At 66.7% G+C, this 18,667-nt stretch carries 16 protein-coding genes; 8 read left to right on the top strand and 8 right to left on the bottom strand.

Going from position 1 to position 18,667, the window contains the following annotated elements:
• Nucleotides 1-61 precede the first annotated feature (61 nt).
• The 4 genes from mopJ to O5K31_RS12805 form a co-directional block, all read right to left on the bottom strand.
• Nucleotides 62-577: a motility/cell cycle regulatory protein MopJ gene (mopJ, locus tag O5K31_RS12790; RefSeq protein ID WP_269717055.1), complete on the bottom strand. Its 516-nt coding sequence runs from the start codon at nt 575-577 to the stop codon at nt 62-64.
• Between the two features lie 227 nt (nt 578-804).
• Nucleotides 805-1,224, bottom strand: a complete 420-nt coding sequence (locus O5K31_RS12795) for a MucR family transcriptional regulator (RefSeq protein WP_269713987.1) — start codon at nt 1,222-1,224, stop codon at nt 805-807.
• Between the two features lie 209 nt (nt 1,225-1,433).
• The gene (locus O5K31_RS12800) at nt 1,434-2,501 is read right to left on the bottom strand and encodes a DUF2336 domain-containing protein (RefSeq protein WP_269713988.1); all 1,068 of its coding nucleotides are present in this window, start codon (nt 2,499-2,501) and stop codon (nt 1,434-1,436) included.
• A 169-nt stretch (nt 2,502-2,670) separates the two neighbouring features.
• Nucleotides 2,671-3,555: a crotonase/enoyl-CoA hydratase family protein gene (locus O5K31_RS12805; protein ID WP_269713989.1), complete on the bottom strand. Its 885-nt coding sequence runs from the start codon at nt 3,553-3,555 to the stop codon at nt 2,671-2,673.
• A gap of 77 nt (nt 3,556-3,632) precedes the next feature.
• On the opposite strand from O5K31_RS12805, the gene O5K31_RS12810 reads away from it, so the two are divergent.
• Entirely contained in the window at nt 3,633-4,082 is a 450-nt protein-coding gene (locus O5K31_RS12810; RefSeq protein ID WP_269713990.1) for a MaoC family dehydratase, read from the top strand.
• A gap of 203 nt (nt 4,083-4,285) precedes the next feature.
• On the opposite strand, the gene O5K31_RS12815 is transcribed toward O5K31_RS12810, so the two are convergent.
• Nucleotides 4,286-5,602, bottom strand: coding sequence for a tetratricopeptide repeat protein (locus O5K31_RS12815; protein ID WP_269713991.1), 1,317 nt, complete (start codon nt 5,600-5,602; stop codon nt 4,286-4,288).
• A 209-nt stretch (nt 5,603-5,811) separates the two neighbouring features.
• On the opposite strand from O5K31_RS12815, the gene O5K31_RS12820 reads away from it, so the two are divergent.
• Nucleotides 5,812-6,432 carry a TetR/AcrR family transcriptional regulator gene (locus O5K31_RS12820; RefSeq protein WP_269713992.1) on the top strand — a complete coding sequence of 207 codons (621 nt, stop codon included), beginning with the start codon at nt 5,812-5,814 and terminating at the stop codon, nt 6,430-6,432.
• A 153-nt stretch (nt 6,433-6,585) separates the two neighbouring features.
• On the opposite strand, the gene O5K31_RS12825 is transcribed toward O5K31_RS12820, so the two are convergent.
• The gene (locus O5K31_RS12825; RefSeq protein WP_269713993.1) at nt 6,586-6,879 is read right to left on the bottom strand and encodes a putative quinol monooxygenase; all 294 of its coding nucleotides are present in this window, start codon (nt 6,877-6,879) and stop codon (nt 6,586-6,588) included.
• A gap of 428 nt (nt 6,880-7,307) precedes the next feature.
• Nucleotides 7,308-8,219, bottom strand: coding sequence for an AraC family transcriptional regulator (locus tag O5K31_RS12830; protein WP_269713994.1), 912 nt, complete (start codon nt 8,217-8,219; stop codon nt 7,308-7,310).
• 192 nt (nt 8,220-8,411) lie between these two features.
• On the opposite strand from O5K31_RS12830, the gene O5K31_RS12835 reads away from it, so the two are divergent.
• On the top strand, nt 8,412-8,768 hold the full coding sequence (locus O5K31_RS12835) for a hypothetical protein (RefSeq protein WP_269713995.1): 357 nt from the start codon (nt 8,412-8,414) through the stop codon (nt 8,766-8,768).
• Between the two features lie 7 nt (nt 8,769-8,775).
• On the opposite strand, the gene O5K31_RS12840 is transcribed toward O5K31_RS12835, so the two are convergent.
• Nucleotides 8,776-9,606, bottom strand: a complete 831-nt coding sequence (locus O5K31_RS12840) for a trypsin-like serine peptidase (RefSeq protein WP_442867715.1) — start codon at nt 9,604-9,606, stop codon at nt 8,776-8,778.
• Between the two features lie 102 nt (nt 9,607-9,708).
• On the opposite strand from O5K31_RS12840, the gene O5K31_RS12845 reads away from it, so the two are divergent.
• The 5 genes from O5K31_RS12845 (at nt 9,709) to O5K31_RS12865 (ending at nt 18,437) form a co-directional block, all read left to right on the top strand.
• Nucleotides 9,709-11,886: a S9 family peptidase gene (locus O5K31_RS12845; protein ID WP_269713997.1), complete on the top strand. Its 2,178-nt coding sequence runs from the start codon at nt 9,709-9,711 to the stop codon at nt 11,884-11,886.
• A complete protein-coding gene (locus tag O5K31_RS12850; RefSeq protein WP_269713998.1) occupies nt 11,886-12,290 on the top strand; it encodes a GFA family protein in 405 nt (134 codons plus the stop codon). The genes O5K31_RS12845 and O5K31_RS12850 overlap by 1 nt, the downstream gene beginning before the upstream one ends.
• Before the next feature lie 289 nt (nt 12,291-12,579).
• Complete coding sequence (locus tag O5K31_RS12855; RefSeq protein WP_269713999.1) at nt 12,580-13,125, top strand: GNAT family N-acetyltransferase; 546 nt, start codon at nt 12,580-12,582, stop codon at nt 13,123-13,125.
• 89 nt (nt 13,126-13,214) lie between these two features.
• Nucleotides 13,215-13,652: an OsmC family protein gene (locus O5K31_RS12860; protein ID WP_269714000.1), complete on the top strand. Its 438-nt coding sequence runs from the start codon at nt 13,215-13,217 to the stop codon at nt 13,650-13,652.
• 291 nt (nt 13,653-13,943) lie between these two features.
• The gene (locus O5K31_RS12865) at nt 13,944-18,437 is read left to right on the top strand and encodes an Ig-like domain-containing protein (RefSeq protein WP_269714001.1); all 4,494 of its coding nucleotides are present in this window, start codon (nt 13,944-13,946) and stop codon (nt 18,435-18,437) included.
• Nucleotides 18,438-18,667: the final 230 nt, after the last annotated feature.

An 18,667-nucleotide genomic window follows, 5' to 3' on the forward strand; every position in this document is an offset into this window, starting at 1 on the left:
GGATAACTTTCCTATTGCTATCCACAATAGGAATAAAAGCCGGATACGTCCGACTTTGACGTCAGGCCGCGCGGATGCCGCTGGACGCCAGAACTTCAGGCTGCATGCCCACCACGGCGTCGTAGCCGAGGATCATATCGACCTTGCGACCATCCGAGGACAGCGGCAGGCGAAGCCACAGGATCGACAGGTGAGCGGCGCCGCGCCAGGCCAGATTGTGGACCCCGACGCCTGGCTTGGCCTCGTCGACCACGCGGTCGAGTTCATGGCGCCAGTAGTCGGCGGCGGTGGAGTTGTAGACCTCGCCCAGGGTGCGGCCGGTGATCTCGCGGCCATAGACGGTGTAGAGACCGGTGCCCGCTAGGCGCAGGGCGTAATCGCGTCCAGTCCCGCCGCGCCCGTCAGGGACCACATCGATCAGACTGACCGTCGGCAAAAGCCGCTTCATGCTGGAAGGATCGATGTCCGCGCGACTGGGCAGCTTGGAGCCCCGACGCAGCGACGCCCAGTAGGCGAACATCTCTTGGTGAGCTCTTGCCGCCGCGGCGGGAGCGCCCAATTGCGCGACCATCTCCAGAGTCCCGAACAAGCCGTTGGAATCACGACAATTAACTATCGCTCAACCAACGAATCGGGAGCAAGCGGAAAAGGGTTAACGCGCGCAAAAAGGCGCCAGAACGGCACAACGGCGTTGCTCCGAAACGACAGTTTCGGCCCGCCTGCCCCATGCTTGAGCTTTAAACGCAGAAACGCCCGCCGTCCGATAGGACGACGGGCGCTTCAAAAGACCGGGTCGGCTGAGGTCTAGCGACCCTTGCGGGCGGGTTTGCGGCCGCCTTGGCCCAGACCCATCTGCTTGGCCAGGTCCGAACGCGCCTTGGCGTAGTTCGGGGCGACCATCGGATAGTCCTTGGGCAGGTTCCACTTGGCCCGATATTCCTCGGGGCTCATGTTGTACTTGGTCCGCAGGTGGCGCTTCAGCGACTTGAACTTGCGGCCGTCCTCCAGGCAGACGAGGTGGTCGGGCGTGATCGAGCGCTTGAGCGGCACGGCCGGCTCCTTGGGCGCGACCTCGACCGGCTCGGCGCCGGTGGCGATCTCGGCGATGGCGCGGTGGATGCTCTGGATCAGGGCGGGCAGGTCGGACGCCGACACGGAATTGTTGCCCACGTAAGCGGAAACGATATCCGCCGTCATCTCGATGATTTCTGCTTTATCGTCCATGTTCGTCTTATTCTGCTGAGGGCGCGCGACGCCGCATCAATTGTTGATTCCGAAGTCAGGAGGCTCGTACTTATAGAACGCCGCTCATTCAGACAAGCGTGGTGCATGATCTTTGTCTCGAAAACAAAGATGCTCATAAATGTGGTAACCGCGCCGAGTTTTTGACCTTGGAAGTCGCCAAACACTAGATCAGCGTTCATCCGACGCGGCTACAGATCGAGCGGCGGCGGAAATACATCCCAATAGCGAAGAACCGTCTGCGCCCGATCGATGGCCAGACCGTCAAACAGCTCCACCAAATCTTGCTTCGAACCCGGCCGCTGCAGGGCGGACCAGAGCGTGACCAGGGCGTCGCGCGGCAGCCCCGCCGCCTTGACCAGGACCACCAGGGCCTCACCGCCCGGATCGTCGAAGATCCGCCGCCCGGTCTGAGGCTTCACCCCGGCGAGACGGGCGATCTCGTCAGTCATGGACGGGGTGACGCCGAACCGCGCCGCCTGGATGGCCGCTTCAAGGGTCGGAAATAGGCCGGAATGGGCGCGGTCTCGCTGGCGGCGGCCGACAAACTCCAGGGTGCGACGGGTGAGCCGGTCGGCCCATCCCCCGGCCTTGGCGACGGGATAGAGGTCGTCCACCGCCTCGCGCAGTTGAGCCCGCGGGGCGGCGAAGCGGCGCAGGACCTGCGCCCGCGCCGCGGGGTCCGCGGACCAGAACAGGTCGAAGGCCTGGCCGGGGGTCAGCTCGCCGCGCGCCAGGAGCGGCGCCACCAGCTCGGGCCGAGCGCTGGCGGCGGCGGTGAGGATGGCGAGCGCGCCCTGCCCCAGGCGCGCGTCGCGGTTGATCAGCAAGACCTCGCCCGCCGCGATGTCGCCGGCTTCCAGGATGGCGTCGGACACCACCTCGCTCACACCAGGCCGGGCGGCGATCAGGGCGCGGTGCTCGTCACTGGCGCGGCGGGCGCAATCGACCAGTTCGGCGTCGCCCAGATGAGCACGGGATTCCAGCAGGGGCCGGGCCACGGCCACGGCGTCGCGCAACAGGACGCGGACCAGGGCCGCCGGCGGGGAAGAGATGGCCGACAGACGCTGGGCCACGCGCACCCGCTCGCCCTCGGCCGCCTCGCGCAGGGCCTCGATCAGCAGATCGACGGCCACGGCCTTCTGATGCGGGTCCGTGCGCTCGGCGGGAAGACAGACCAGATCGGCCAGCCGCTTGAGCAACGCCGCCCGCAACCGGGCGGCGGCCTCTGGCGCGGAATCGGCGGCGGGCTGGCTCACAGGGAGAGTAGTTCACTCTCTCCCCTGCGGTGCAACGCCCGGCTTAAGCCGCTTCCCCCGGCCTTGTGCCTGGGGTCCCTACATCCGCACGCACAATGCGAACCGTTTGGCGCGGCATCGGCGGACATAGGGACCCTCGCCACAAGGGCGAGGGAGGCGCGTATATTCGCTATTTAAACTCCGGGCGATCCCAATGCTCCCACACGTCGGGCAGGTCGGACGAGACCTTGTCGGGATAGTTGGGCGGGCGTTTTTCCAGGAAGGAAGTCACGCCTTCCTTGGCGTCGCCGGAAGCGCCGCGCGACTGGATGGCCCGGCTGTCGGCCATGTGGGCCTGCATCGGATGGACAGCGCCGGCCATGCGCCAGATCAGCTGGCGCGACAGGGCCACCGAGACCGGGGCGGTGTTGTCGGCGATCTCGCGCGCCAGGGCGGTGGCGGCGGGCAGCAGGTCCTCTGGCGCGTGGAGCGAGCGGACGAGGCCGCGATCCAGGGCCTCCTGCGCGCCGAAGACGCGGCCGGTGAAACACCATTCCAGGGCGGTCTGCGGCCCTACCAGACGCGGCAGGAACCAGGACGAACAGGCTTCCGGCGTGATGCCGCGCTTGGCGAAGACGAAGCCAAACTTGGCGTCGGTGCTGGCCAGGCGGATGTCCATGGGTAGCTGCATGGTGACGCCCACGCCCACGGCCGGGCCGTTCACAGCGGCGATCACGGGTTTCAGGCTGTCGAAGATACGCAAGGAGACCCGGCCGCCGCCGTCGCGATAGATGTCGCCGACCTTGCCCTCTTCGCGTTCCAGCGCCTGGGGCGAGGTGCGGTCGAAGGTGGCGCCGCCGCCCGACAGGTCCGCCCCGGCGCAGAAGGCGCGGCCCGAGCCGGTGACGATCACCGCGCGGACGGCGTCGTCGGCGTCGGTGCTGTCGAAAGCCTCGATCAGTTCCTTCATCATGCGGGCGGTGAAGGCGTTCAGCTTCTCCGGCCGGTTCAGGGTGAGGGTCGCGACGCCGTCGCGGACGTCGTACAGCAGGGTCTCGAACTTCGGCGCGGACATGGTGGTCTCCCTTGTTTTGCGGGGATGATGACCGCTACAACGCTACGAAACAATCGTTTGAATAGGGAGAAGCCCGCATGAAGAGCGTCACTTTCGCCGACGTCGCCAGCCTGGTCGGCCAAGAGGTCGGAGTGTCCGACTGGGTCGAGATCACCCAGGAGCGGGTCAATCAGTTCGCCGAAGCCACCGGGGACCACCAGTGGATTCACGTGGATGTGGAGCGCGCCACCCGCGAGATCGGCGGCCCGATCGCCCACGGCTACCTGACCCTGTCGCTGATCCCGTTTCTGGGCGCGGGTCTGCTGAACGTGTCGGGCGTCACGCGCGGCATCAACTACGGCACCGAGAAGGTGCGCTTCACCAACATGGTGCGGGTCGGTAAGCGCGTACGCATGCGCCAGAAGCTGACCGGCGTTGAGCCCAAGGCCGGCGGCCTGCAGCTGAAGAACGAATGCACCATCGAGATTGAGGGCGAAGAACGCCCCGCCTGCGTGGCCGAGACGATCTCGATCATTTACGGGGGTTAGCTCCCTTAGCGCCTTACATAGTGCGCTTCCCCAGGCCTTGTGCCTGGGGTCCCTGCATCCGTATTCGCGGCGACCGACCGTTTGGCGCGGCGGCGGCGGACACAGGGACCCTCGCCACAAGGGCGAGGGAATCTATTCTTGAGGCGGTCGAGAAGGCGGTGCGTTAGGGGACGCGCCGCCTTCCCTCCCCGCTCACGCCGTCCTCAAGCAGCGAGGGCGGCGCGATTGGCCAGGAGCACGGCGCTGCCGTGCGGTTTGGCGGCGGCGCGTTCGGCGGCTAGGGCTCGCGCCAGATCACGGTCGCCGCCGCGGATCGCGGCCTCCAGCAGAGTCAGGTCGATGATGTCGCGCTGGGCGTGGCTGCCGCCGAAACGGTAGGCCCGGTGGCGGATCGGCCGCAGCAGCGACACGGCGTTGCGATAGTCCCCTGCGGCGAAGGCGGCCATGGCCTCGGTGGCGGCGTGGCCGACCTCGTTGAGGAACTCGCGGTTGTCGCCGACCGTCTCGCGGGCCGAGGACTGCACGGCGCGCACCAGGCGCACGTCTTCCTTACGGTTGGCGGCGGCGAAGGCCATCATCGCATGCATGTCGTTGAAGGCGTAGGCGCTGTCGGCGGCGCTGAACGACCAGCCATCGGCCACCGTCGTCCAGCGATCGCCCACATCGACACCCAGCAGCTGGAGCCGCCACAGCATGGCCGAGGCGTCGACCAGATCGAAGACGATCGGCGAGCGGGCGCCATGGATGGGGCCGTCGAACAGGCGCAGCACCTGCTCGTAGTCGCCCAGCTCCAGGTGATATAGCGCCAAGTGCCACCAGTTATGAACGGCCAGCAGGTTGTTCTCGGCCCAGGCGGGGGTGTCGGCGGTCATGAAGCGCACGCCCTCCTCCGCGCGGCCCTGCATCTCCAACACGTGGGCGACGGCGTGCTTGGCCCAACTGTCGCGGGGCTCGATCTTGAGGGCGGCGAGGCCCTGTTGCTCGGCGCGGGCGTAGTCGCCGGTCTCCTCCAGCCCGAAGGCGTGCATGGCCAGCATGGCGTGCCAGCCCGGCGTCGTCGCGCCCCAGGCCGGCATGGCCCGGGCGATGCGGTCGCGCAGCATGCGGCTGTCGCCCAGCAGGAAGTCGACGAAGTGGCCGCCGCGGACGGCGACCATGTCGAGGGGATAGGTGACGGCGATGTCTTCCAGGGTGCGGGCCGCCTCGCGCCAGCGGCCCTCGACCATGGCGCGGATGGCCAGGACGTGGGCGGTCTCGCGCGGCGTGCCCTTGGCCCCCTCGGCCTGGGCCAGGTTGGGCAGGATGGCGGTCACGCCCATGGGGTCGGTGCCGCTGAGGTGCAGGTGGGCGCGCAGGACGTGCGCCATGATGAAGTCGGGGCTGTCGGCGAGGGCGGCGTCCAGCTCGGCCACCGGATCGAGGCCGAAGCGGTTGTAGAGGGCCAGGGCGCTTTCAAAGCGCTCCAGGGCGAAAGGGCTGGCGCCGGTGACGGCCAGCCCGCGGTGATCCTTGAGGGTCATGTGCGTGCTCGTCTGAATGCGTTCCGGCCAGCGGCCTGCCGACCCGGGAGGGGGGAATAAGTATAGGCCGCCCCAAAGCCCCTCCAGCCGACGCATGGTGCAGTCGCGAATTTGAGGCTGAAACGCCTGCAAACACTGGTATTTCACGCGCGAAATATGTTACGAACTGTGTTATGTTAGCTGTTATCGAACCCAAAACCGCACCATTGGTGCAGTCCCCGCCCCTGTCCAAGGGCGCGGCGACGCGCGCGCGGATCATGGACCTGGCCTATGACCGCATCATCGACAAGGGCTTCGCGGCCACGTCGATCGAAGAGCTGGTTGAGGCCGGCAGCATCACCAAGAGCGGGTTCTTCTACCACTTCAAGGACAAGAACGACCTCGCCCGTCAGCTGATCGACCGCTTCGTGGAGCAGGACGAAGCGCTGCTGGACAGTCTGGAAAGCCGCGCCCGCAGCCTGCACGAAGACCCGCTGCATTCGTACCTGATCTTCCTCAAGCTGACCGCCGAGGTGATGGACGAGTACATGAAGGTGCGGCCCGGCTGCATCGTGGCGGCCATCGTCATCCAGGACAGCGCCTTTGACGCCGGGGTGCGCCAGCGCGGGGTCGAGATCGTCCTGAACTGGCGGCGGCGTTACCAGGCGTGGCTGGAGGAGATCGCCGCGGTCCATCCGCCTAAGGCGCCGGTCGATCTGGAAACCGTCGCCGACCAGATGACCGTCATCGTCGAGGGCGGCATCCTGCTGTCCAAGGGCCTGCGCGATCCGCACCAGGCGGGCCGGCACATCCTGTTCTACCGCGAGACGATCAGGCTGTTGTTCAGCTGATCCCACTCCTGCCCCGTAGCGAAGCGTACGGGGGAGGTGGATCGGCGCGACAGCGACGAGACGGAGGGGGCGCTTCTTCCGGCTCAGAGCCCAGTCAGCGCCCCCTCCACCACTTCGTGGTCCCCCTCCCCCGCAAGCGGGGCAGGAGAAGAGCTACTTCAGCCCATGCCCACCGACGGGGGTGGTTTCGATGTGGGTGTCGAAGCCGGCGATCAGGGGGCGGCCCTTGGCGATGGCGTCCTTGACCGACGGCAGTTGCAGCGAGGCCTTGTGGCTTTCGGCGCTGTCCCACACCTCGGTGATCCAGATGGCGTCGGGATCGTCGGCGACCTTGGCCACCACATAGGACTGGCAGCCCGGCATGCCGGACACCCCGTCCAGCAGAATGGCGATCAGCGCGTCGCGCTTGCCGGGGGCGGCTTTCATCTTGCCGATCAGGCCGTACATGGCGGGGGCTCCGGTAGCGTTGGTTGCGCCCGCGAGGCTCAGGGCCAAGCTTCCAGTCACGACATCGCGGCGGTGGGGCGTCATGGGCGAAGAAGTAGCGTAGCGCGGCATCAGAGCAAAGCTGGACCTTGATAGGTCACTCAATGAACACCACTTCGAGAGCACGGGAGAAACAAATGACGTTTGTTCTTAAGGTCAAATACCTGACTTCCTCCACCGAACCCGCCTTCGAAGCTTCAGAAAGCTTCGACTTCGAGTCCCGAGCTTTGGACGGAGCAAGGGCGTTGTACAATGACGAAGACAAACGCCGAAAGAAGTCACCCCATCAAGGGCCGGCGCTAGTTGGCCTCATTCTAGAACGCGAGGACGGAACATCTCTCGAGGGAGCGGCTTTGCGCCGACACGCGCACAGCATACACGACTAGCTATCACTCCGCGGCCAGCGGCCGTCTTGCGGCCTCCACGTCGCGGGCCGGGGGCAGGCCGTAGAGGCGGCGGTATTCGCGGCTGAACTGTGAGGGGCTTTGATAGCCGACGCGGAAGCCGGCGGTGGCCACGTCGGCGTCCTCGACCAGCATCAGGCGGCGCGCCTCGTGCAGGCGAAGCTGCTTCTGATACTGCAGCGGCGTCATGGCGGTGACCGCCTTGAACTGGTGGTGCAGAGAAGACTCGCTCATGCCCACCGCCTCGGCCAGGGCTTCAATACGCAGGGGCTGGTCGTAGTTGTCGCGCAGCCATCCAACGGCGCGAGCCACGCGGCCGCCGCCAGCCCCCTCGCCCGCCGTTATGTGCAGCAGGCGCGCGGCGTCCGGCCCGGTCAGCAGGCGATAGAGGATCTCGTCCTGGATCAGCGGCGCCATGGCGGCCACGTCCTGCGGCCGGTCCAGCAGGCGCACCAGCCGTAGCACGGCGTCCAGCAGGTCCGGCCCCGCGGAATTGACCGCCAGGCCCCGCATGGCGTCCGCCGCCGTGGCCGGACGGGGTACGCCGATGCGGCGGATCAGGTCGCCCAGACGCACCACGTCGATAGCCATGCCCAGGCCGATCTGCGGCTTTTCCGGCGTCGCTTCGATCACGCAGGAGGCGACGGGCATGTCGAGCGCCACCAGCAGATAGTCGCCGACGCCATAGCGCAGGGTCTCTTCACCCACGCGCACGACCTTGGCGCCTTGGACCACCAGGGCCAGGCATGGCCACTGGGCGGTATGCAACGGCATGCTGGGCGAGGTCTTGCGCGCCAGGAACAGGCCGTCGACGGCGGTCTCCACATGCCCGTCCTCCGGCGTGAACCGGGTGATCAGGGAGACCAGCTCCGCATAGGGATCGGCAGACGACATCATGAAATCACCCTAGCCGCCCCTACGGCAGGCGAAAGGCGCGAACCCCGGTTTTTGCAGGATCGTGCATGACTCCTGCGGGATTGTTTCTGTCGCCGCGGCTGGAGGGCATGTCAGGTTAGGGCTCGGGGACGACGGAGCGCGGCCAGCGCCCGGCCTCCCCCGCCCGCATGCAGGATCGCACAGGAGACCGCCATGGCCCGAGTCATCGACTATTCCCCGCAGACCGGCGCGTTCCAGCCGGAGCCCATGATCCTGGAGGCCGTGGAGATCACCACCTTCCGCCTGCGCGGCTGCACGGTGGCGCAGTTCATCGACGCCAACGCCGGGGTGGACGCCTGGCTGCGCCGCCAACCGGGCTTCCGCTCGCGCCGCATCGCCGAGCAGGCGGACGGCTCGGTGGTGGACATGCTGGTCTGGGCGGCGGTGGCGGACGGCCGCGCGGCGGCTGACGGCCTGATGGATGAACTGGCGGACTCGCCGGTCCACGACCTGATTGATCAGCGCACCGTGTGCTGGAGCGTCTCGCCGGTACGCCACAGCATCGGCTGAGGCCGCGCTAGTCGATCGTCCCGGCCTCGACCGCGTTGGCGGCGACCTGGGTGGCGGGCAGGACCTCGGCGACCTTGGAGGTGCGGATCGGGATCACGCCGTCGAGCATGTTGACGGTCTCGCGGATGAATTTGGCGTGGGTGACCACGCCGATCTCCAGCCGCTCCTTATTCAGCTCCACCTGCTGGGTGAGCATCCCAGCCACGAACTGGACTTCCTGGGCCTCGCCCGCGCCGGGGCGACGCCGGGCGGCTTCGGCCATGAACACTGGGCCGCCGGAGTTGCCGGGAAACACCGAGAAATCGAGCAGGAAGGTCGGCGAGTTGTCGGCCGGGCCCAGCGGATAGGACGCCACGCGCCCCGAGCGCAGGATGGGGAAACCCGCGCCATTGGCCGCCAGCCCGCGTGGGAAGCCGAGCGCCATCATCTCGTCGCCGGGGCCGAGGGCCACCTTGCTGAAGGTCTCGTCCGCCGCCAGCCAGGCCAGGGGGATCGCCGCCTTGGCGAATTCGGGGGGCGCGACCACCTCGATCGCCGCCACGTCGCGGGTCGGGTGCTTGGCCCAGGCCGGGTGATCGATCGTGTCGCGGATGGTCAGGGTCTGAGGATCGTAACGCCAGACGCCGTCGCCGCCCTGGACCCGATAGCCGATGCGCGCGCTGGCCTTGGGCATGCGCTCCAGCACGTGGCCGGCGGTGACCAGCACCGTGCGAGGCCGCCCGTCCGGCGTGGGCGCGTCGATGAGAAAGCCGGTGCCGACCGTGCGGCCGCCGTCGGGCAAGGCCTGTTCGACCTGCACCGTCGCCTGAATGAGATCGAGAGATAGATCCCAGGCCATGGACGCCCCTTGATTACGCGACTCACTACGACCCATTTGACCTGCGCCGAGTCCCCGTCACAAGCTGGCGTCCTGCCGCACCCTCCAATTTAGAGAGACTGCATGAAAACCCGGCGCGAACTTCTGGCGTCCACGGCCGCCCTGGCCGCCTCCTCCGTCCTCATTCCTGGTGAATCCATGTCCGCGTCCCCCACCCTGCCAAAGCCTCCCGTCGCCAAGAAGGAGCCCAAGCGCATCGAACAGCTGGGGCGCGTGCGGACCGACGACTATGCCTGGATGAAGGACGACAACTGGCAGAAGGTCCTGCGCGATCCGAGCCTGATCAAGGCCGACGTCAAGGCGCACCTGACCGAAGAGAACGCCTACACCAAGGCGATGCTGGCCAAGACCGAACCGCTGCAGAAGGCGATGTTCGAGGAGATGAAGGGCCGCATCAAGGAGGACGACGCGTCCGTCCCAGCCCCCGACGGCGTGTTCGAGTATTACACCCGCTACAACATCGGCGCGCAGCACCCGATCTACGCCCGCAAGCCCCGGGCCGGCGGCGCGGAGGAAGTGCTACTGGATGCCGACGCCCTGGCCAAGGGGAAGGCCTATTCAGAGGTCGGCGCGGCGGATCACAGCCCCGACCACAAGCTGTTCGCCTACGCCGAGGACGCCCAGGGCTCGGAGGTGTTCCGCATCTTCGTCAAGGACCTGGCGACGGGTCAGGTGCTGGCCGAGCCGGTGGAGAGCTCGACCGGGGACTTCACCTTCTCGCCGGACTCCCAGTGGCTGTTCTGGACCCACCGCGACGACAACGGCCGGCCGGACAAGATCTATCGCCGCCCGGCCCGCGGCGGCGCCAAGGACGACGTGCTGATCTATGAGGAGGCCGACGAGGGCTATTTCATCGGGATCGGCCGCGTGGCTTCCGACCAGTTCCTGGTCATCAGCGCCGGCAACAACGACAGCTCCGAAGCCCTGATCATCCCGGCCAGCGACCCGACCGCCAAGCCCAAGGTGGTCGAGCCGCGCAAGGTCGGCGTGCGCTATGACATCGAGCACTGGGACGGCGACTTCATCATCCGCACCAACGCCGACGACGCGGTGGACTTCAAGCTGGTGCGGGCGCCCGTCTCGGACCCGTCGGCCAAGAACTGGAAGGAATGGGTCGCCCACCGTCCGGGCACGCTGATCGTCGGGACCACCGCCTATCAGAACCACTTCGTGCGGCTGGAGCGGGTGAACGCCAACACCCGCATCGTGGTCACCGAAAAGGGCGGCGCCGAACACCCCATCGTCATGGACGAGGAGGCCTATGTCCTGTCGCTGGAGGGCGGGTACGAGTTCGACACCCCGGTGATGCGCTATGTCTACCAGTCGCCGACCACGCCGCGTCAGTGGTTCGACTACGACATGGCCAAGCGCACCAAGGTGCTGCGCAAGACCCAGGAAATCCCATCCGGCCACAACCCGGCCGACTACGTCACCAAGCGGCTGTATGCCAAGGCGTCCGACGGCGCCGAGGTGCCGATCACGGTGCTGATGAAGAAGGGGACCAAGCTGGACGGCTCCGCCCCGCTGCTGCTGTACGGCTATGGCAGCTATGGCATCCCGATGGACCCCAGCTTCTCGATCCGCAACCTCAGTCTGGTGGACCGGGGCTGGATCTGGGCCACCGCCCACATCCGCGGCGGGTCGGAAAAGGGCTGGGGCTGGTTCCTAGACGGCAAGAAGTTCAAGAAGAAGAACACCTTCACCGACTTCATCACCTGCGCCGAGCACCTGCATTCCAACGGCTATGGCGCCAAGGGGCGCACGGTCGCCTATGGCGGCTCGGCCGGAGGGCTGCTGATGGGCGCGGTGACCAACATGCGGCCCGACCTGTGGGCCGGCATCATCGGCGCGGTGCCGTTCGTGGATGTGATCAACACCATGAGCGATACGTCCCTGCCCCTGACCCCGCCCGAGTGGCCCGAATGGGGCAACCCGATCGAGGACGCGGAAGCCTATGACTACATGTACAGCTACTCGCCCTACGACCAGGTGTCGGCCAAGCCGTACCCGGCGGTGCTGGCCACCGGCGGCCTATCGGACCCGCGCGTCACCTATTGGGAGCCCGAGAAGTGGGCCGCCAAGCTGCGCGACCACACCACCAGCACCAATCCCATCCTGCTGAAGATCAACATGGAGGCCGGCCACGGCGGCGCGTCCGGCCGGTTCGATTTCCTGAAGGAGATCGCGCTGGATTACGCCTTCGCCGTGTGGGCGGTGGAGAAGGGCTGGGAGAAGGCCTGATGAAGATCACCGGCGGCTGCCTCTGCGGCGCGGTCCGCTACGAAGCCGAGGGGCCGCCGGACATGATGGGGTGCTGCTATTGCGCCGACTGCCGAAAGGCGTCGGGCGGGCCGTTCATCCCCTTCATGAACTTCCCCGCCTCGGCGGTGCGGTTCAGCGGCGCGACGCTGAAATACCGATCCCGCGCCCTCCGCGGGGGCGAGGCGCTGCGCAACTCCTGTCCGTCCTGCGGCGGCCTGGTATTCGGTGGCGAGGTCGGCCACACGGACTCCCACACCGTCTATGCGGGCAGCCTGGACGACCCCAGCCTGTTCAAGCCTCAGATCGCCATCTTCAACCGCGACCGCCCCGCCTGGGCGCCCCTGCCGCCCGGCGTCGTGGTCTTCGACACGATGCCGGAGTGAGAGCTGATCTCACCGCGTGCTTCGAGACGCGCTTTGCGCTCCTCAGCATGACGAAGGTGGTTTGCTCTCGGGGTTCGTCATCCTGAGGAGCGGTCGATAGACCGCGTCTCGAAGGACGCACGCAGTTTAGAGCGCCTCCCTCGCCCCTGTGGCGAGGGTCCCTGCATCCGCATTCGCATCGGCAAGAAATCGACCACGGCGGCGGCGGATACAGGGACCCTGGGCACAAGGCCCAGGGAGGCGGTTTGGTTGACCTTGCTCTCGGGCAGGGATGTCGTAATCACCTCCCATGAACATCCGCCCCGCCACGCCCGCCGACGCGCCGGCCATCGCCGCGATCTATGCCGACGCCTGCCTGAACGGGTTCGGGACGTTCGAGGAGGTTCCGCCCTCGGCGGATGAGATCGTCACGCGGATGGCCAATGTGCAGTCGCGGGGGCTGCCCTATCTGGTGGCCGAGGAGAACGGCGAAATCCTGGGCTACGCCTATGCCGGGCCGTTCCGCCTGCGGGCGGCGTATCGCTACACGGTGGAGGACAGCGTCTATGTCTCGCCCAGGGCCAAAGGCCGGGGCGTGGGGGGCGCGGTGTTGACCGCCGTGCTGGACGCCTGCGCGGCGATGGGGTTGCGGCAGGTGATGGCGGTGATCGGCGACACCGGCAACGAGGGCTCCATCGGCCTGCACAAGGCGCTGGGCTTTGCGCCCGTGGGGACGTTCAAGGACGTGGGCTACAAGAAGGAGCGCTGGCTCGACATCGTGCTCATGCAGAAGAGCCTGAACGGCGGTGCGCAGACGCCGCCTGACGCGCCCGGTTTGAGCCTGAGCGGGTTCTGAACTTCAATCCGCATCACATCCGTCCAAGGCCTGACGCAATTTGCGCGGCATGATCCCCCGGCAGCATCCGGCTGACAGGGAGAGACATCATGGCCTTGAAGATCAAGCGGCGCGGTTCGGTCGTATGGGGCGGCGGCATCAAGGACGGCAAGGGCGCGATCTCGACCGAGAGCGGCGCGCTTAGCCAATACCCCTACGGCTTCTCAAGCCGGTTCGAGGGCCAGCCCGGGTCCAACCCCGAGGAGTTGCTGGGCGCGGCGCACGCGGCCTGTTTCACCATGGCCCTGTCGCTGGTGCTTACCCAGGCCGGCTTCACCGCCGACAGCCTGGAGACCAGCGCCGAGGTGACGCTGGAGCAGCAGGACGACGGCTACGCCATCACCGCCGTCCACCTGACGCTCAAGGGCAAGGTCCCCAACATCGACGCCGCGACCTTTGACGACCTAGCCGGCAAGGCGAAGGTCAACTGCCCGGTGTCCAAGGTCCTGAACGCGCAGATCACGCTGGACAGCGAACTGGTCGGCTGAGCATCGAACTCCAGAGCTTTTCAAGCCTAACAACGGCCCGCTGACAGATCAGCGGGCCGTTTTCCTATTCACCTGGGGTCCGAAATTCATCGAAACGTGATTTACCGAACAATTACACGCAAAATCTGCGGATAATTCTGCAGGCAATACATGCAATTCCGGAACGACTTCTTCCGTTCATCTCGCCGTTAAGGCTTTTGGAAGCATTCTCGTTGAGCGCGCATCCCGCGCTCGCCTACGCCCCCCGGCCGCGAACTCGTCTCGCGATCACTCAGTCCCCCGGGGTAATCCATGGCTTCCGTCATCCAAATCAGCCGCGTAGGCGCGCAAAGCACCACCGCCAACACTGTCCAGTTTCGGGTCGCGTTCGACGAAGCCGTGAACGGGGTGAGCGCGTCGGCCTTCGCCCTGGCGGGGGAAGCCACCGGGACGATCGGTGCGCCGTCACTAGTCAGCCCCGGCGTCTACACCGTCACCGTCAGCGATGTGGCGGGCGAGGGCAATCTTCGTCTCAACCTGCTGGCCGGGGTCGTGACGGCGGCGGACGACAACGCGGCCATCCCAGCGTTCACGTCCGGGCAGGCCTTCTATATCGATCACACCGCGCCGACCTTCCTAGGGGCGGAGGCGCCAGGACCGTACGCCTATGGCCTGGTAGACGACGAGATCAACTTCCTCCTGAGGTTCAACGAGGACGTCGTCGTCGATACGACCGGCGGCGCGCCGCGCATCGCCATCAATGTGGGCGGGCGGGCGGCCTGGGCGGAGTATAATCCGAGCCAGTCCGGCTCCAGTGACGTGTACCTCACCTATCGCGTCCAGCCCGGCGACAATGACAGCGACGGCATCGAGTTCGGCGCCTTTGACCTGAACGGCGCCGTGATCACGGACAAGGCCGGCAACCCCGCGGGCGCCTTTACGGTCGGGACGGCGCCGCCCACCCCCGAGGTGACGGTCGACACCACGGCGCCGACGGTGGTCTCGACCACCGCGCCGGCGGCGGGGATCTATATCCCGGGCGATGACCTCATCTTCACGGTCACCTTCAGCGAAGTGGTGGACGTCAGCTTCACGCCGGTGCTGGAGCTGGATATCGGCGGCCAAACGGTCGAGGCCCAGTATTTCGAGGGAAGCGGCGCCAACACGCTTAGCTTCCGATATCAGGTCAACTACGAGGACCTGGATCTGAACGGCATCGTCGTCGGCGGCACGATCAAATTTGGGGACATCGAGGACGACGCCCGCAACGCAGCCGACTTCACCAACCTGTCCTTTGACACCAGCGGCGTGAACATCGACGGCGAGGGTCCGCAGGTGGTCTCGATCACGCGCCTGGATCCGAACAACACCACCGCCACCAGCGTCCGCTGGCAGTTGGTTTTCGACGAACCGATCGATGACGAGCTGAGCAGCTGGGATGTGTATACCGATGGCGTCGGCACGATAAATGGCGACTTCGACATCGAGGATACGGGCGACCACAAGACCTGGATCGTGACTCTCGAGAACATCACCGGCAGCGGAACCGTCCGCCTAGCCTACGATGGCGGCTCCAACGATGTTCGCGATGTGTACGGCAACCTGTCCGACACCCCGTTCGATGCGGGCGAGTCCTATACGCTGAACTCGACCGCGGCGGTGGTCGAGTCGGTGAGCGCTCCGGCGAACCGCACCTATCACGTCGGCGAGCACATCGACTTCACCGTCCATATGGACAAGGCGGTGACCATCCTGGGCGGGACGCCGCGCATCGCGATGGAGGTTGGCGAAGCCCTCGTTTACGCCACCTATGTCAGCGGCAGCGGCACGGCCGACCTGGTCTTCCGCTACACCGTCACCAATGGCCGTCTGGATACCGATGGCGTCGAGGTCTACTCCCCGATCGATCTGCGCGGCGCCACGATGCGCGGCGGCGATGGGGTTGATGCGGAGCTGGCGCTCAACGACATCGCCGCCACCACCGGCCTGCTGGTCGATGGCGTCCAGCCGACGATCACCGCCAATACGGCGCCGGCCGCCGGCGTCTATGGCGAGGGCGACGATCTCACCTTCACCGTCACCTTCGATGAAACGGTCGTCGTCGATACGACGAACGGCACGCCCTATATCGGCCTGACCCTGCCGAGCGGCGGCTACGTCCACGCGGACTATGTCGGCGGCTCGGGCAGCTCGACCCTGACCTTCGTCTTTACGATCCCCGACGGCGCCGAAGCGCTAGACGGCGTGTCGGTCTCGTCGCTGATCACCAGCGGCGGCGGCACGATCAAGGACGCCGCCGGCAACAGCGCGTCGTTGAACGGACTCACCATCAACGGCTCGGCCGTGATCGTCGACGCCGTGGACCCGGCGGTGCTGTCGATCTCTCGTACGGGCGACGAGACGACCACGGCGTCGAGCGTGATCTACACGGTGGTCTTCAGCGAAACCGTGACCGGCGATCTCGACGCCTCCGATTTCGTCCTCCACACCACGGGCTCGATCAGCGGGGCGATCGTGTCGAATGTGTCCGGCAGCGGTTCGATCTTCGCGGTGCAGGTCAGCGGCTATACCGGCGAGGGCACGATACGCCTTGACCTGAAGGACTCGGGAACGGGCATCACCGATACGGCGGGCAACCCCATCGCCGGCGGATTCACCACCGGCATGACCTATACGATCGACACCACTGTCCCGACGGTGACCTCGGTCACGGCGCCGGCTCACGACACCTATCAGGCGGGTGACGTACTGACCTTCACGGTCACGATGAGCGAGGCGGTCACTGTGGACACCACGGGAGGCACGCCGCGCATCGCACTGACCATCGGATCCAGCACCGTCTACGCCACCTACAGCGGCGGCTCGGGGACCGATGAGCTGACCTTCGCCTACACGGTGACGGTCGGACAGTCGGACGCCGACGGCGTCGCGCTGGGAGGCGCGATCGAGGCCAATGGCGCAACCCTGCGCGACGCCGCGGGACAGAACGCCACCCTGACCCTAAGCGGGGTCGCGACCACCGCCGGGGTTCTGGTGGACGCCAGCAATCCGGTGATCGCCACGACCAGTTCGCCAGCGGCGGACACCTACGCCATCGGCGAGCACCTGGATTTCACCGTCACCTTCAGCGAGGACGTCACGGTCGACACCAGCGGCGGCACGCCAAGCATCGCGCTGACCCTGGACACCGGCGGAACCGTCCAAGCCGAATATGTCAGCGGCTCGGGCGGCGACACACTCACCTTCCGATACGCGGTGACCGCGGGGACGCTGGACAGCGACGGCGTGATGACCGCCGGGGCCATCGCCTTGAACGGCGGCACGATGCAGGATGCTTCCGGCCTGAACGCCGTCGTCACGGGCCTGAACTTCACCGGGCTCGCCGGTGTGCGCGTGGACGGCATCGCGCCGACCGTGACCTCCATCACCCGCGTGGGTGCCGCGTCGAGCAATGCGGCGACCCAGCATTACACCGTGACCTTCGGCGAGGCCGTCGATGGCGTCGATCCATCCGACTTCGTGTTGACCGCTACGGGTACCGCCGGCGGGACTGTGACCGGAATCTCGGGCAGCGGCGCGACCTACACAGTCACGGTCACCGACATCACCGGCGACGGCGACCTGCGCCTGGACCTGAAGAACACCGGCACGGGCGTCACCGACTTGCACGGCAATGCGATCACGACGGGTTTCACGGCCGGCCAGACGGTCACCTTCGATCACACCGCGCCAGCCGCGCCCACCATCGCCACGGTGGCCGCCGACGACGTGATCAGCGCCAACGAGGTCAGCGGCCTGACCGTCACCGGCACGGCCGAGGCCGGCAGCATCGTGAAGCTGACCATCGGCGGCGCCGTCCGCACCGCGAGCCTGAGCGGCACGACCTGGACCTACGCCGTCACAGCCAACGACCTGCGGGCCATGGGCGCCGGAGCCGAGACGCTAAGCGTCACGGCGACGGACGCCGCCGGCAATGTCAGCACGCCCGCCACCCTGCCGATCACGGTCGATGCGGCCGCCGTCCCGCCGGCGCCGTCTGGCGGCGGGAACCCGGGCCCTGTCACGCCGGACCTTGAACCGGAGGACGTCATCGCCGTCGCTGGCGATGCGGTCGGGGTCGATCTGACCTCGGCCAAGGCGACCTCGCCGACCATCACCCTGGCCAATGGCCAGGTGGTAGCCAACCCGCTGTATGCGACGGCCCAGGCCGCGGCCAAGCTGCAGGCCGACCTCGCGGCCGGCAGGATCACGGTTGAGCAGGCCCAGTCCGGGCTGGTGGATCTGGCCATGCCGACCACCGGCGTGGCCCACGACGTCTACAAGTTCTTCACCGGCGCGCCGCCCACCGAAGCGGGCATGACGTGGCTGATCGACTCGCCCACCAACGCCAACGACCTGACCGACGCCTACTACGCGGCGTTCAGCGTCGAGAACCGCTACATCAACTTCGCGGTCAACCTGGGCAAGGTGGGCGAGGGCCGGGCCGGCTTCGAGGCGGCCTATGGTTCGCTGAGCTTCTCGGAGTCGGTGTCCAAGGCCTATGACGCGGTCATCGGCTTCGACGACGCCACCGAGGCCGGTTTCGACGTGCAAGGCGCCCTGCGCTACATCGAATCCCAAAAGGCCTATTTCGACGCCCTGGGCGGCGACGCCATCGGCGCCAAGGCGGCCATGGTCGGCTACGTCGTCAGCCTGGGCGGCAGCTTCCATGTGGGCGAGTACTACGAGGCCCTGAAGGAGCACGTGATCGAGACCATCACGGACAGCCTGAGCTCCGCGCCCAACGCCGGCTGGGACCTCGTCTAACGCCCGCGCCCAGCGGCGAACAAGGGACGGCCCGCGAACAGGTTTCGCGGGCCGATTCCCTTTGGATCACGCCAGATCGGAATTCGCCCAGGTTCAGGAAAAGCATAATTGGCGAATACTGAAGCCAAAATAGCTCGAAATGCACATGTCGTGCATGGCGTAAAGCCCGCACATTCGGCTTTCACTGCCGCTCATCTAAATATTGCTTCGCTTCATCGACATTCGATTGA

Origin of the sequence: Caulobacter sp. NIBR2454, assembly GCF_027474405.1 — a bacterium.
Classification (GTDB): domain Bacteria; phylum Pseudomonadota; class Alphaproteobacteria; order Caulobacterales; family Caulobacteraceae; genus Caulobacter.